Genomic DNA, 14312 nt, shown 5'->3' with positions numbered 1-14312 from the left:
GGTAGCGCTTGCGGTGTTTTCTTTTAGCCATTGCAAATTTTAAATTTTGCAGGTTTTGCAACTCAATGGCTACTTTTAAAACACGCACTAACAACGCCCCCAGCTTTTCTCTAGAAAACAGACAAAATACATGCATCGACTGCTATCATGAATAACCACATACCCGTCAATCTAAACGCTAAAGCTCGTCTTCTAAAATCCCGGCCATGGAATAGCTTCGCGACTTCATGGCTTTTCATGTAGAATACCTAAAGCTTAACCTTAGTAAAAAATCAATCGTGCCTATGCATAGTTCAATAAAGAAGCTTTTGATCGTCGATGACAGCAAAGTCTCCAGAATGCTAATTCGCACACATATCCTTGCTCGACGTCCTGAATGGATGATTTTTGAAACCGCCTGCGGTGAAGATGCGATTAAATTTGTTGATAACGAGCTTCCCGACTACTGCACTATGGACATTAACATGCCGGGCATTTCAGGAACCGATGCCGCAGAACGGATACTATCCAAATATCCATCGATAAAAATAGTTGTTTTTTCGGCAAATATTCAAGAAGTCCACCAAAATCGCGCCCGTTCGCTTGGTTCTATATTAGTCGCGAAACCGGTCACCGAAAAATCCATCGCTCTCGCGCTAAACTATTTTACAGACTCCGAATGAGCGATCTCAGCGAACTTCATATTGATGCTTTAACGGAAATATTTAGTATTGGCGCCGGCCGTGCGGCATTGAGTTTGAGCGAAATTGTCGGCGACGAAGTGCATATTTCCGTTCCTTCTGTGCTGGTTATTAACTCGGAAGAAATCGATTCAACAACATTAGCGCTTAATGGCGGGCGGTTTGGAGCCGTAACTCAACACTTTTGCGGTCCGTTTAATGCCGAAGCCGTACTTTTATTTACCGAAGATCAAGCATTAAAAATCGTCGGCGATATGATGGGTTCGCAAATGAGCATTGAAGAAATTGCAGAATTCGAGCACGAAGCCATGTGTGAACTGGGCAATATTATTTTAAATGCTTGTCTATCCGCTATGGCCGATATACTCCACTTCACATTGGAAAGCTCTCTACCCAACTATAGAATCGCGTCAGCCGATGAAGTACTTTGCAGACTCAAAGAAAACGCCGATCAGCCTTACGTGATGATATTGCATATTGATCTTTCGATCGAAAATCGACATACGGCAGGCAGCCTCGTCTTTCTATTGAGTTCGTCGTCTCTGGCTAATCTTGTTGTTCATATCGATCAATTCCTTGGCAGTATTTCATGAATGCAATGGATACGCGGCGTTTTGACATAGAAGATATATTCAATGCGATTAACATCGGACTAATCGTCGTTGATACCGATAGTAAAGTCCTACTCTGGAATGACTGGATTGCGAAACACAGCAACATCAAAGAAACTGACGCCCTTGATCGTCAACTTGAAGACGTATTTTCGGAACCGGTGTCGCCCCCCTTCTTGACGGCTCTCAACAATACTCTGGTGCACAGGTTACCCGTGGTTTTGTCGACAGCGCTGCACCGCTCGCCATTGCCTCTTTACAACGCGTATGAAGCGAACCAGCCAAAAACAAGGATGTATCAATCGATCACGATTACGCCCATTCAGTCGCAACTGAACGAATCGTGCTGCCTGATTCAAGTAGCGGATTCCAGTACGTCAATGAAGCGTGAAAAAATATTGCGTTCGCACTCGGAAATCCTGAAAAAAGAAGCAGTAACCGACAGCTTGACTGGTATTTGCAACCGCAGATTCTTCGACGCGCATTATGAAATAGCCGTAGCCGAAGCAAAACGGCAAAAGCATCCTTTATCGATCTTCATGATCGACATCGATTTCTTTAAACTTTACAACGATCATTACGGTCACATAGCCGGCGACAACATAATCAAGCAGATAGCGAACACGTTAAAATCACAACTGTCGCGCGCCACGGACGTCATCGCGCGTTATGGCGGAGAGGAATTCGTCCTTATAATGCCGCATTTACCGAGAGAAGCTGCCGAACAATTTGCTGAAAAGCTTAGAAGCGCTGTTTTTAACCTGGCAATACCTCATGTAAAATCCCACTCGTTCAATCAGGTGACAGTCAGCATCGGTCTTTGCTCCGGTATTCCTGAAAACGATAACAACCCATTAAACAAAGCCGACACTGCGCTCTATCAAGCCAAACAAAATGGACGCAACCAGTACATTTGTCTCCCGCTTGGCGAAAATTTTGAACAATAAGCCACAGTCGCCAGATCGACACTCAAAATCATAAACCGGACAAAATTATGATGAATAGTGAGTCACCCATAGCCCAATTAAAGCTGAGTTGAGCAGCTACGAAACTCATGCCCTTTGGCTATAAAGCTGAGTTGGGCGGCTTGCCTGCTCAAACAAAACTTATGCCCTTTGGGCATAAAACCCAGTTAAATTTTATTCCGCCTCATCGTATGAAATTAAAACCCTCTGCCGCCACATTGGCATTAAGCCTTATCCTCTTCCCTGCCCCGCAGCAGGCTGTCGAAATTAATAAAATTGAATTACCCGACATGGGCGACTCTTCCGGCGCCTTGATTACGCCAGCCGAAGAGAAAGAGTTTGGCGAAGCATTTTTCCGCAGCTTGCATTCGCAAATTTCCATCAATCAAGATGCCGAAATTCAACAATATATTCAGACCATTGGCGAAAAGCTGGTTATCAATAGCGACGCGCCGGGCAATCCGTTCCATTTTTTTGTGGTCATGGAAAAAGACATTAACGCATTCGCGGGACCTGGCGGCTACATTGGCGTGAATTCGGGATTGATCTTAATGACCGAAGCCGAAAGCGAGTTGGCTTCGGTTATGGCGCACGAAATTGCCCACGTTACCCAGCGCCACTTATACCGGGCTTACGAAGCGTCCAGCCGTTTATCGATCCCTACCGCAGCCGCGACCTTGGCGGCGATTTTATTGGGCACGCAATCGCCCGCCCTCGGACAGGCCGCGATAGTCGCTATCCAGGCCGGTAACGTGCAGTTTCAAATCGATTTTACTCGCGAAAACGAAGCCGAAGCCGATCGCGTCGGCATGCAAACTTTGGCCGGTTCTCAATTCGACCCACGCAGCATGCCTACCTTCTTCGAACGCCTGCAACAATCCAGCCGATATTACGGCCAAAATGTCCCCGAGTTCCTGAGAACGCACCCGGTTACCGCTTCACGTATCTCCGATACACGCGGACGCGCTGAAACCTATCCTTACAAGCAATATCCCGACTCGCTCGGTTATCAGCTAACCAAAGCAAAACTTCGAGTCCTAAGCACCCCTGATCAAGCCGAAGCGCTTAAATATTTTCAATCCCGGCTAACTCAAGGTACAACCGAACAACGCGTCGTTGCCCGCTACGGGCTTGGACTGTGCGCGCTTAATTCGCAAAAATTCAATGACGCGGAGTCCATTTTTCAGCAATTGACCAAAGAATATCCAAACCAGGAGCAGTATATCGCCGCACTGGCCCGCACTGCGCTGGAATCCAAAAATTACAGTACCGCACTGGCCCGATATAAGAAATTGACCGAGCAATTCCCGGATAACGAAGCTATTAAGCTTGAATATATTACGTCCTTGTTAAAAGCCGGCAACGCGGAACAGGCCCGGAAAAATCTATTCCAGCTAAAGCCTAAAACCCAACAACAGCCGATTTACTCGCAGTTGTTGGCGCAAGTTTATGGGGACTTGAATCAGCCTGCCGAATCGCATCGCTATCTTGCGGAATACTATTTTGCGACGGGACAAACCAGGGATGCAATTTTGCAGATAAAACTGGCTCAAAAGTCAAAAGGCCTTAATTTCCAACTGTCCTCTATTCTTAATGAACGGCTCAACTTCTTTGTCAACGAGGAAGAAGAAGCCAGACGCAACCGGTAGAAACCTGAATATTACCTGAATAAAATGGCAATGACTGCCCGTAATTTTGTTTATTAGCAACACCTAAAATTCCATAACAAACTGTATTTATTATATATTTTTACTGAAATTATATTTTCCCCGATAAACCCCAATTTTAAATAGACAAAGACAAGGCATTTGAATAGAATTTGCCCCGGTTTGAAGGAGTAAGCCCGGTTTAATTACCGACTAAGAGGGGGATTTAGTCTTTCTAGGCTAGCTGATAATAATAATAAAATAAGTGATACTGCTTGGGTCAAGTTGCAAACGACAACTCAATAATAACAATAATAACAGCACTCAACACGCCCGCTTTATGCGGGCTTTTTATTGCCCGAAAGAAAATCACAACACAACCTGCAGCTCCCGCTATTTTCGTCCACTGTTTCACGACAGAAAACTCCGGTGCCTTCGTATTGCCGGCGCAGAGGCAACTGCCGCTAAAACGGGCTGCAATCGAATGTAGCTTAGGCTAAAAATCCATGCCATCCGTGCTCTATTGACAATACGCTGAATAGTCTACTTATATAGTCGGCCTCCAAAATTATCTCCATCGATCCGCAAATACTAGATAGAATCGTCTATTATTGCGAAGACCAGTGACTTACAAGCTACCGGTCAATCCCAGTGCCCCTTGTTTTCATTAATCCAATAAGGAACTCGACTATGACATTCCCTACCGCCGTCAACGATCAAATTACCGATACAGTAACCCAAACTAACGTCAAGGTACTGGGCGACGCTCCCGCCGTGGCGTTGGGCTCGATATACCAATCACTGGCCAATTCCACCGGCAGCGCCCAGCAGCAGCTGGCTAATTCCGCGCAGACGGCGACCAATCAGGGTGTGAACCAGCTGCACAGCGTCGATGCCATGGCTGGCGCAGTTGCCACCGCCAAGGTAGCGCAAAGCGACGTGCCCGATACCATGCAGGCCTTGCTGACTGCACTCAAGGGCGCTAAAGACTAAGATTGGAGGTGATCGTCAGGATCACCCTATCTTTCCCGATAAGTTTTCTTAACTGAAATTAACAGAAACCGGCGGCCAGCTCCGCGGATACACCAAGATCATCCAATTTCCTGCCACTACAGAAAACGTCCTACCGGATTGCCCTGCGCCGACAGTTGTCCATTAACAAAAATTCAATCACACCGTTCCCCTGTCCTTTAGCCAAGCGAAAGTGTGATTGAATAAGTGCTAGAGGGTTTTAAAAACTATAACGCATGCCCAGCCACCAAACACGCGGAGCGCCCGGCGCATAGAACGTCGTGCCGCCCGGGGAATCCTGGTAACGGCCGTTGGCAATGCCCGCCGCGCCGAATTGCCCGCCGGTATAGTAATGATTGTCCAGAATGTTATTGACTTGACCGAACACCTGCAAACCTTTAACAAACGTCGGCGCGTAACGTACGCCATAATTGACGACTACGTAGCCGGGAATTTTGCCGTTTACTTGGTTGATGTTGTTCTCGTTACCGCGTACGAAAGATTCTGAGAACCCTATGATATTCAGGTTAGTGCCCCAGTCTTTGGTAATTTGGTAATCCACATAGGTTTTAAACGTATGCTTAGGCACTAACGGAATATGGTTGCCCGGATTGACGGTAATGGTATTGTCTTCCTCACCTGGGTTGGTTCCTGCCGAATTGTATTGGCTGTTAAGCGTTTCGGTCGACTGATACGTCGCATCCAGATAGGTATAGTTGGCGCCGATGCTCCAGTCGCTAACCCGGCGGTCCAAACTTGCCTCAATGCCTTGCCGTTGCGTTTTGCCGAAATTCTTAAAATAACCGTAACCGTTGGCTATCGTATTCGGCGCCGCGACGAATTGAATGTCGTCGTTACTGAGAATATTGAAGTAACCCAGGCTCCAATTGACCTTGCCCGGCAATAATCCTCTGAACCCCGTCTCCCAGTTTTCGGTAACGACTTGTTTCAGGCTAGGGTCGCCCGCCATCGCGTTAGGCAGTTTGCAAGGCTGTTCAGGATTGGCGCAACCCAATTCGATCGAAGTCGGCGCGCGCGTGCCTTCGCTATAGTTCGCATAGAAACCGATGGTTTCATAAGGGTTGTAAGTCAAGCCGACAGAGGGATTAAAGCGATCAAACACATGCTTGCCGCTGAGCGACGCATTAGGATTAACGCCAGCTCCAGGCGCATAGTTAGCAGTTCCCTCTTCATGATTCAGATAATGCTGGCTGTTTAATGCGTCTTCATTGCTAACCGAGGTGTAGTTATACCGTCCGGCCGCGGTAATATGGAGATCTTTAGTCGGGCTAAACGTATCCTGGGTGAAAAAGCTCCATGTCACCGTGTTGCCGCTTAGAGCTACCCTATGATCGACCTGGGCGCCGCCGTCGCCGGCATCGTTGAAATAAAGGCCGTTATTGGTGGCGGTTGCCGCGGCGCCGCTGACGGCGGTTACACTGCCGTTAGGGTTCAAGTAGCCGTATTCCGCGGATTGGTTAAAACCGATCACACTCTGATCGTAAGCGCCGCCGAACAGGAACTGGTTGTCCCTGCCGAACAATTTATCGTCGATAATAACTTGGCCTTGCGTGCCCCAGTTCTGTTGTTGAGTCGTGCCCTGGGTAATAAGACCGTTACATTTTTCCGACGGCTCGTCGCCGCCGGCGCCGGGCGTCGCGCCGGCTTGCGCGATACACCTCAAGTTGGGGAATGCGGTATTGGCGGCATTCTCGCCACCGTTGCTAAGCGAATAGTTGGGAGCAGCGGTTGAGAACAAACCGGCGTAACCGTTATTGTACAAGTAGGCCCGGTTCGCCCTGTTAGACGCGCTGGTGCTGTTGCTCAGGTAAGCCGCGCCGAAAGCGTCCTCGTTAATATCCCCGTTCATGCTGCCGGTTTTGATATTCCGGTAATAGCTATTGCCCGCCAACTTAACTTTGCTGTTGACCTGGTATTTTCCTTCCAGGTTCAAGAACAGCGACCGATTTTCGGTAACATCCGGGGACGTATAAATGCTGGTGTAATCCCGATTGAGATTGTCGACGGTTTGCAGACCGTTGCCGATCAGGCTGTTATCGTTATAGGCCGTGGTAAATTTGAGATCGGTTTTTTCGTTTTCCCAACCGACCTTGCCGAAAATCTGCCGCACAGTGGATGGCGAAGCCTGCCGCCAGCCCTGGTCGTGGTAGTAATTGCCGGTCACGAACCAGTTAAGGCCTCGTTTTTGATCGTATCCGCCGTGTTCGAATTCGTAAGCGTTACGTCCAAATTCACCGCCCAAACCTTGTACAGATGTACCGGGATTGCTTTTACCGTCTTTGGTTTCCAGCGATAAAGCGCCGCCCAATGTATTTCTGCCGAACAGCGGATTCGAACCCGGCATCATCGCCATCGATTTAATGGCGGACTTAGGAATTAAATCCCAGCTTACAACATCGCCGAAAGGTTGGTTAAGCCTGACGCCGTCCATGTACACGGAAAGTCCTTGCGGCGTACCCGACAGCGGCGACGCGGTAAAACCGCGATAATTAACGTCGGGTTGAAAACCGTTGCCTTGGGTATCGTTGACGTAAACACTGCCCAGCGAGCGGTTCATAAAATCGGTGATATTGATTGCATTGGTTTGGCTGATGTCTTCATCGGTCGCGGTTTGCACCGGGGTGGGAATTTTATCCTTACTTTGATTGAGACCATCCAGCGGAGTGACTTCTACTACATCCATGGTATCCAGCTCGAGAACTTTGGATTGCTCTTCGGCAGCCAAACACTGTTGTGTCAATATTAATGCCATCGGCACATAACGAATTATTTTCATATTTTTGTTCTTCTTAATGTTGAAACTGGGAAGCTTATCCGTCTAACAAGAGGCTCTCGGTGTCTTCGAGCCAAAAATAATTTTTCCCAAAAAATGAGCCGGCATGATAGCCAAACTACGGCTACAGCACTAGGCAACGGCCGTTAAAAGGAAATATTCCCAATCTCTCTAAAGGAAGTATCGGAGCTTATCCACAAATACAGAATGCAGCTCCAGGCGATACTCGACAAACAAACCCAAGCCATGGGGATTTGGTTATAATGTCCGGCGCATATTCCAAAACAAGCTGATGCAGGTAAATCTTATGACCATAACAATAAAGACTGTAACAAAGTTACAACGCTATTTTGAAGATCAAGTAGACGCCATAAAATCCAGCGAGAATTATCAAAAACTTCTGGCAATGCCACCGTTAAAACGTTGGGCAACAGTGGCGGGATTATTCCTGTTATCTCAGCTGTTCGTATTCGGCGCTTTATATTTAATTTTCGGCAGCATCGTTGTTATCGGTTTTTTTGCCAGCATCTTGGCCGGATTAGCCACAGGACTTGGCGCCTTACCGGCACTATTTTTCAAAGACATCTCCAAAAACCTGTTCAACAGTATGCTCGGCGCCGCCGCAGGCGTTATGCTGGCGGCAACCGCATTCTCGCTGCTGGTTCCCGGCATGGCATACGGCAACCAGATCTGGCCCGGCAAGGGCATTTATGTCGTTTCACTGGGCATGTTGATCGGCGCTTTCTTCCTGCATTACGCCGACCGCCAGCTCCCGCATGTGCATTTTGATTCAATTTCCGATACTCAACTGAACTCGCTAAAAAAAATCTGGCTGTTCATCATTGCAATCACCATTCATAACTTTCCTGAAGGCATGTCCGTCGGCGTTAGCTTTGGCTCCGGGGAAATGAAAGACGGTGTGGTCCTGGCTATTGCGATAGCGCTGCAAAATATTCCCGAAGGCTTGGCCGTCGCCCTGCCCTTGGTCGGCCTTGGCTACAACAAGTGGCGGGCGGTAGGCATTGCCACGCTAACAGGCTTGGTGGAGCCTGTAGGCGGCCTGCTCGGCATTACCATGGTCACCATTTTCGAGCCTATCCTGCCGATAGCCATGGGCTTTGCCGCCGGCGCGATGCTGTTTGTAATCAGTGAAGAAATCATTCCCGAAACCCACTCCGATGGCCGTTCCCGCTATGCCACCTTTGCATTGATGGTCGGTTTCATCATTATGATGACCTTGGACAATATGCTGGGTTAAAAACCGACACCTATCACCGCCGTTGTATGTTACAGCGGCGTATGCGGGAAAAAATCGTTTTCTGGAAATTCAATGGATCATCTTCAAAGCTATTTACAACATTTTCTAACGTCACTCAGCGCCGCACCTATTTACGAAAATCTTCTGAGCTCTTTAAAAGATTTCACATCATTTCTGAACACCGGCAACTTTGCCGAAATATCAGCTACAGCCGCGACCGGTTTTGCGTTGATTGCAGCGGCAGAGATTGGCGATAAAAGCCAGTTGGTGTGCATGACGCTGGCATCCCGGCACAGAGCGGTGCCGGTATTATTGGGCGCTATCGCCGCCTTTGCGTTTTTGAATACGTTAGCGGTTATTTTCGGCATTGCGATTGCCAGTTGGCTACCGGAATATATCGTCGCAACCATCGTTGCTTTCCTGTTTGCCGCTTTCGGCATTCATTCGTTGCGCATAGAAATGGAAGATGAAAATGAGGACGTTAAAGAAAAAAGCGGTCACGGCATTTTCTTTAGCACATTTTTATTGATAACAGTGGCTGAATTCGGCGATAAAACCCAGCTCGCCGTTGTCGCTTTAAGCAGCACAGCCGCGCCTGTTGCGGTATGGTTTGGTTCGACGGCGGCATTGACCTTTACCTCCGCGTTGGGAGTTCTGGCCGGCCGTACGATATTGCAGAAAATGCCGTTAGTGCTGCTGCACAAAATCAGCGGCACCATTTTCCTGATGTTGTCGGTTTTCGCCGCTTACCGGGCTTACATCAGTTACACCGGATTATAGACAAATAAATAAGCCGGTTCGGGCAATGGCCTGAACCGGCTTATCCGACCGCCCATACCATGCTAAGCATGGGCATTATTCCAGCTTAGCCGGATACCTTCGGCATATTTCTCAACTTCTCGACAACCTTATCGCCAAACTCTTCGGTGCTGATCATCTTAACGCCTGTGCCCGGTTTGGACAGATCGGCGGTTGAGTAACCGTCGCCAAACACGCCTTGCATCGCATCCCAGACGTTTCTGGCTTCGGCAGCCATATCGAAACTGTTTTCCAGCATCATCGCCACTGATCCGATCATTGAGTAAGGATTGGCAATATTCTTGCCGGCGATGTCCGGCGCCGAACCGTGCGACGGTTCGTAATAGGCTTTTTCCGGACCGATACAGGCCGACGGCATCAAGCCCAACGATCCCAAAATGCCGCCGCCTTGGTCGCTCAAAATGTCGCCGAACATGTTTTCCATGACCATCACGTCGAACTGGGTCGGCTTCAGGCACAGGTTGGTCGCGGCCGAATCGACCAATTGGTGATGGACTTCAACGTCGGGATATTCCTTCGCCACTTCTTCCAGGATTTCGTTCCACAACACGCTGGATTTCAACACGTTGCTCTTATGGATATTGTGCAGCAGCTTGCGGCGTTTGCTGGCCAACTTGAACGCCTGGTGCATGATACGGCGGATTTGCTCTTCGTCGTATTCCAGGGTTTCTTTGACGTACCGCAAGCCTTGTTCGTTGACACCGGCCTCCTTGCTACCGAAATACAGGCCGCCGACCAGCTCCCGAACCATAATAATATCGATTCCTTCGCCGATGATCTCGGGTTTTAGCGGCGAAAAGTGGGCCAGCGCTTTAGGCAGGAAAACCGGGCGGAAATTTGCGTATGTGTTGTAACGGCGACGCATCGGCAGCAGTGCGCCGCGTTCGGGTTGTTTATCGACCGGAATGGTTTTGGATTGTTCATGGCTCAAACCAATCGGACCTTTAAGAATTGCATCGGCTTGATCGCAAATGTCGATAGTCGACTGCGGAAAAGCATCGCCGAATTCAAAATAAGCGCAAGCACCAAAAGCGGCAGGCATTAGCTCAAAAGTAACATCATTGCGTTCTTCGATAAGCTTCAGAACTTTGATGGCTTCCCTGGTAATTTCAGGACCGATACCGTCACCGGCTAACACTGCGATTTTATAATTCTTCATTATGTACCTTTGCTGTCTGCTTGAGGAGTAAGTGGTTAAAAAACGGCTATTTTACTTCATTTTTTTCAATAACGCCGGACCTCGCTGATTTTAGTTGGCTAACAGACCCTTCCAGAACTTCGTTGGCTGGTGATAGCGTGGAACTGCCCTCAAAATAATCCATTACCCGCCTTTATTTGAAGCATTAACGGTGCAATTTTTGCCGCGTTGTTAAAAAGCCCTTCTCGACGGAACAAAAAAGCTAGATAAACATGCAAAAAGCCGGGCGTTGAACCACGAAAACAATTAAAATTTCGCCATATTAAACAAGGATATTTCCCATCTTGATTATCCTGGCGACATCAGATAATTCGCCTTAGCCCCCCTAAGCAACAAAATGACAAGAGACAGTTCATGAAGACCAATATGACGGTAACCAATGAGGAGCATATCCTCACAGAGAATGACACCCTCGTTTCCAAGACCGATCTTAAGGGAATGATCACCTATATCAACGACGATTTTCTGAGGGTAAGCGGATTCTCCAGGCACGAGCTGGTCGGCTTTCCGCACAACATCGTGCGCCATCCTGATATGCCGCCGGAAGCGTTCGCCGATATGTGGCAATGCCTGCAACAGCAGCGGCCCTGGACCGGACTGGTCAAGAACCGTTGCAAAAACGGAAACTTCTACTGGGTGCTAGCCAATGCGACCCCCTACTATGAAGGCGACCGATTGGTCGGTTACATGTCGGTCCGCAGCAAGCCCAGCCGCGAACAAGTCATCGCAGCCGATAACGCCTACCGGCTGTTTAAAGAAAACAAAGCCGGCAATCTGAAAATCCGGGACGGCAAGATCGTTTCCTCATCCCTCGTGGAAAAACTGAACCCGTTCAAGAACGCAACCATCAAAAGCCGTCTAATCAACATGATTGCCCTGTTGAGCGCATTGATGGTTATCATCGGAGGCCTGGGCTTGCTCGGCATGGACAAGGCCAATGACGGCTTACGTACCGTGTATGAAGATCGCACCGTACCTATGAACCATATCTCCACAATCAAGGAGCTCATCTTGACCAACCAGCTGAGAGTTAACGCTGCCTTGATTGCGCCTGAACTGATCCCAAACAACACCGCTGAAGTGGAACGTAACATCGCGGAAATCAGTAAAATTTGGTTAGCTTATATGGCGACTTATTTAACGCCAGAGGAAAAAATGCTGGCCGACAAGTTTGCCGCTGACAGAAAACAGTTTGTGGAAGAAGGCATAAAGCCTGCATTGGCAGCGCTGAAAGCCCATGAACTCGAAATCGCCAATAAGCTTGTCGCAAACAAGATTAACCCGCTGTTTAAACCGGTCAGCGAAGACGTTAAGCAACTGATGCAATTACAGGTCGATGTCGCCAAACAGGAATTTGACCTGGCGCAATCCCGCTACATGAACATCCGCAATATTGCCGCCGGCTTGATCGCACTGGGTTTTCTGTTGGCCTTATGGCTAGGTTTGAGCCTGATTCGAGCTATCGTACAACCGCTTAACACCGCTATCGGCCAATTTGGCCATATCGCTCAAGGCCATTACAACAACACGATCGAAGTTGAACGCCAGGATGAAATCGGCAAGGTCCTGGAAGCGCTGAAATCGATGCAGATTAAACTCGGTTTCGATATAACCGAAAACAAACGCAGTGCCGACGAAAGTTTGCGTATCAAAGTCGGCCTGGATAGTTCGACATCCGCGATCACCATATCCGACACCGATAAGCGGCTGATCCATATGACCCCGGCGGCAAGAAATCTTCTTGCTTCCATCGGCGGCCCTGAATTTGATGTCGACAGTCTTTACGGCAACAGCCTCTCCGGTTTATTCAACGATCGGGACGCAGCCGCTAAATTCGATCGTGCCGCTCAAACCGGCGAAGACGTGGACCTGTTTTTCAAAAATCATCATCTACGCTTGGCGGCCCGCCCGATCGTCGACGAAAGCGGCACATCGCTGGGCCGCGTAACGCAGTGGCTGGACCGTACCGCAGAAGTCGAGGTCGAGCAGGAAGTAGCCACGCTTGTGCATGGCGCCGTCATGGGCGATTTTACCCGGCGCGTTGAAATGCAAGGCAAAACGGGCTTTTTCAAACAACTCGGCGAAGGACTTAACGGACTGCTGGAAGTGACCGAAAGCGGTATCAACGATGTGGTACGGGTACTGGGTGCGCTGTCCCACAACGACCTGACCCAAAATATCACTAACGACTATGCCGGCAGTTTCGCTCAGCTTAAGGATGACGCCAACACAACGGTGGAAAAACTCAAGGAAATCATCAGCCAGATCCAGGAAGCCACCCACGGCATTAACACCGGCGCAAAAGAAATCGCGTCAGGCAACAACGACTTATCGCATCGCACCGAGGAGCAGGCCGCCAGTTTGGAAGAAACCGCCGCCAGCATGGAAGAATTGACGTCCACGGTGGAACATAACGCCACCAATGCCAAACAGGCCAGCCAGCTGGCCGTTGCCGCCACCGACATAGCCGGCCAAGGCGTTGAAGTGGTCAACCAAGTGGTGCAAACGATGGATGATATTAACGACTCTTCGCGAAGGATTGGCGATATTATTTCAGTCATCGACGACATCGCTTTCCAAACCAACATTCTTGCCCTCAATGCCGCTGTCGAAGCCGCGCGCGCCGGTGAAGAAGGCCGCGGCTTCGCCGTCGTGGCTGTCGAAGTGCGCAACCTTGCACAGCGTGCGGCAACAGCCGCCGGCGAGATCAAACACCTGATCGACGACTCGGTCATGAAAGTCTCCAGCGGCAGCAGACTGGTTACCCAAGCCGGCCAAACCATGGAAGAAATCGTCAAGTCCATCCGCGGCGTAACGGTCATGATGTCTGAAATCAGCGCCGCCTCAACGGAGCAGACGGCCGGTATTCAGCAAGTCAACCAGGCCATCAACCAGATGGACGACGTGACCCAGCAAAACGCGGCCTTGGTCGAACAAGCCGCCGCCGCATCGGAATCGCTGGAAGAACAGGCGCAAAGCCTATCCAATACCGTAGCGCAATTTAAAGTAGAGGCTTACTCCCGTCATACCCATCAAGCCAAGTCTTTTCATACCGCACCGCCGCAAAAAACGGCAAGAGTAGAGACAATCAGGAAACCGGCTATAACTCATAGTCAACCAATCCCTCAGCTTGCCAGTGATGAGTGGGAAGAGTTTTAGCTCCACCTCTTCCGCCTAAATTCTCTTTGCCTTTATACGATGTGCTTCATGCCGTGAAGCACATCGATATTGCCAATCGCATACAGCCCGCATAACCCTCCGCTCCAATAAAAAATACCGGCAACGGCATCGATCCGATAGGTATCCGCACTTATTGATTGAAAAAGTTGA

Annotated in this window: 10 protein-coding genes; 8 read left to right on the top strand and 2 right to left on the bottom strand. The window is 49.1% G+C overall.

The annotated features are described in order from the left end of the window. The first annotated feature begins 308 nt into the window (after window positions 1-308). The 5 genes from EKO24_RS15020 (at window position 309) to EKO24_RS15000 (ending at window position 4895) form a co-directional block, all read left to right on the top strand. A complete protein-coding gene (locus EKO24_RS15020) occupies window positions 309-662 on the top strand; it encodes a response regulator transcription factor (RefSeq protein WP_241674568.1) in 354 nt (117 codons plus the stop codon). Continuing rightward, window positions 659-1273 carry a chemotaxis protein CheC gene (locus EKO24_RS15015; RefSeq protein ID WP_127028524.1) on the top strand — a complete coding sequence of 205 codons (615 nt, stop codon included), beginning with the start codon at window positions 659-661 and terminating at the stop codon, window positions 1271-1273. Before EKO24_RS15020 ends, EKO24_RS15015 begins: the two co-directional genes overlap by 4 nt. Then, window positions 1270-2238, top strand: coding sequence for a GGDEF domain-containing protein (locus EKO24_RS15010; RefSeq protein WP_127028523.1), 969 nt, complete (start codon window positions 1270-1272; stop codon window positions 2236-2238). The genes EKO24_RS15015 and EKO24_RS15010 overlap by 4 nt, the downstream gene beginning before the upstream one ends. A 209-nt stretch (window positions 2239-2447) precedes the next feature. Continuing rightward, window positions 2448-3905, top strand: a complete 1458-nt coding sequence (locus EKO24_RS15005; RefSeq protein ID WP_127028527.1) for a beta-barrel assembly-enhancing protease — start codon at window positions 2448-2450, stop codon at window positions 3903-3905. Between the two features lie 687 nt (window positions 3906-4592). Further along, window positions 4593-4895, top strand: a complete 303-nt coding sequence (locus EKO24_RS15000) for a RebB family R body protein (RefSeq protein WP_127028522.1) — start codon at window positions 4593-4595, stop codon at window positions 4893-4895. Window positions 4896-5133: 238 nt separating this feature from the next. On the opposite strand, the gene EKO24_RS14995 is transcribed toward EKO24_RS15000, so the two are convergent. Next, a complete protein-coding gene (locus tag EKO24_RS14995) occupies window positions 5134-7710 on the bottom strand; it encodes a TonB-dependent receptor (protein WP_127028521.1) in 2577 nt (858 codons plus the stop codon). 304 nt (window positions 7711-8014) lie between these two features. On the opposite strand from EKO24_RS14995, the gene EKO24_RS14990 reads away from it, so the two are divergent. Further along, entirely contained in the window at window positions 8015-8965 is a 951-nt protein-coding gene (locus EKO24_RS14990; RefSeq protein WP_127028520.1) for a ZIP family metal transporter, read from the top strand. Window positions 8966-9037: 72 nt separating this feature from the next. Then, on the top strand, window positions 9038-9745 hold the full coding sequence (locus EKO24_RS14985; protein WP_127028519.1) for a TMEM165/GDT1 family protein: 708 nt from the start codon (window positions 9038-9040) through the stop codon (window positions 9743-9745). Window positions 9746-9830: 85 nt separating this feature from the next. On the opposite strand, the gene leuB is transcribed toward EKO24_RS14985, so the two are convergent. Next, window positions 9831-10943, bottom strand: a complete 1113-nt coding sequence (gene leuB / locus EKO24_RS14980) for a 3-isopropylmalate dehydrogenase (RefSeq protein ID WP_127028518.1) — start codon at window positions 10941-10943, stop codon at window positions 9831-9833. A 393-nt stretch (window positions 10944-11336) separates the two neighbouring features. On the opposite strand from leuB, the gene EKO24_RS23415 reads away from it, so the two are divergent. After that, window positions 11337-14141: a methyl-accepting chemotaxis protein gene (locus EKO24_RS23415; RefSeq protein ID WP_127028517.1), complete on the top strand. Its 2805-nt coding sequence runs from the start codon at window positions 11337-11339 to the stop codon at window positions 14139-14141. The last annotated feature ends 171 nt before the right edge of the window (window positions 14142-14312 follow it).

It is taken from the genome of Candidatus Methylobacter oryzae, from assembly GCF_003994235.2.
Taxonomy (GTDB): domain Bacteria; phylum Pseudomonadota; class Gammaproteobacteria; order Methylococcales; family Methylomonadaceae; genus Methylobacter_A; species Methylobacter_A oryzae.
This window is presented reverse-complemented; position numbering and strand designations above follow the sequence as displayed.

Bases quoted from the DNA above. Each gene is read 5' to 3' on its own strand.
- EKO24_RS15010 (WP_127028523.1), top strand. From the start codon at position 1,270: ATGAATGCAATGGATACGCGGCGTTTTGACATAGAAGATATATTCAAT.
- EKO24_RS15005 (WP_127028527.1), top strand. From the start codon at position 2,448: ATGAAATTAAAACCCTCTGCCGCCACATTGGCATTAAGCCTTATCCTC.
- leuB (WP_127028518.1), bottom strand. From the start codon at position 10,943: ATGAAGAATTATAAAATCGCAGTGTTAGCCGGTGACGGTATCGGTCCT.
- EKO24_RS14995 (WP_127028521.1), bottom strand. From the start codon at position 7,710: ATGAAAATAATTCGTTATGTGCCGATGGCATTAATATTGACACAACAG.
- EKO24_RS23415 (WP_127028517.1), top strand. From the start codon at position 11,337: ATGAAGACCAATATGACGGTAACCAATGAGGAGCATATCCTCACAGAG.
- EKO24_RS15000 (WP_127028522.1), top strand. From the start codon at position 4,593: ATGACATTCCCTACCGCCGTCAACGATCAAATTACCGATACAGTAACC.
- EKO24_RS14990 (WP_127028520.1), top strand. From the start codon at position 8,015: ATGACCATAACAATAAAGACTGTAACAAAGTTACAACGCTATTTTGAA.
- EKO24_RS15015 (WP_127028524.1), top strand. From the start codon at position 659: ATGAGCGATCTCAGCGAACTTCATATTGATGCTTTAACGGAAATATTT.
- EKO24_RS14985 (WP_127028519.1), top strand. From the start codon at position 9,038: ATGGATCATCTTCAAAGCTATTTACAACATTTTCTAACGTCACTCAGC.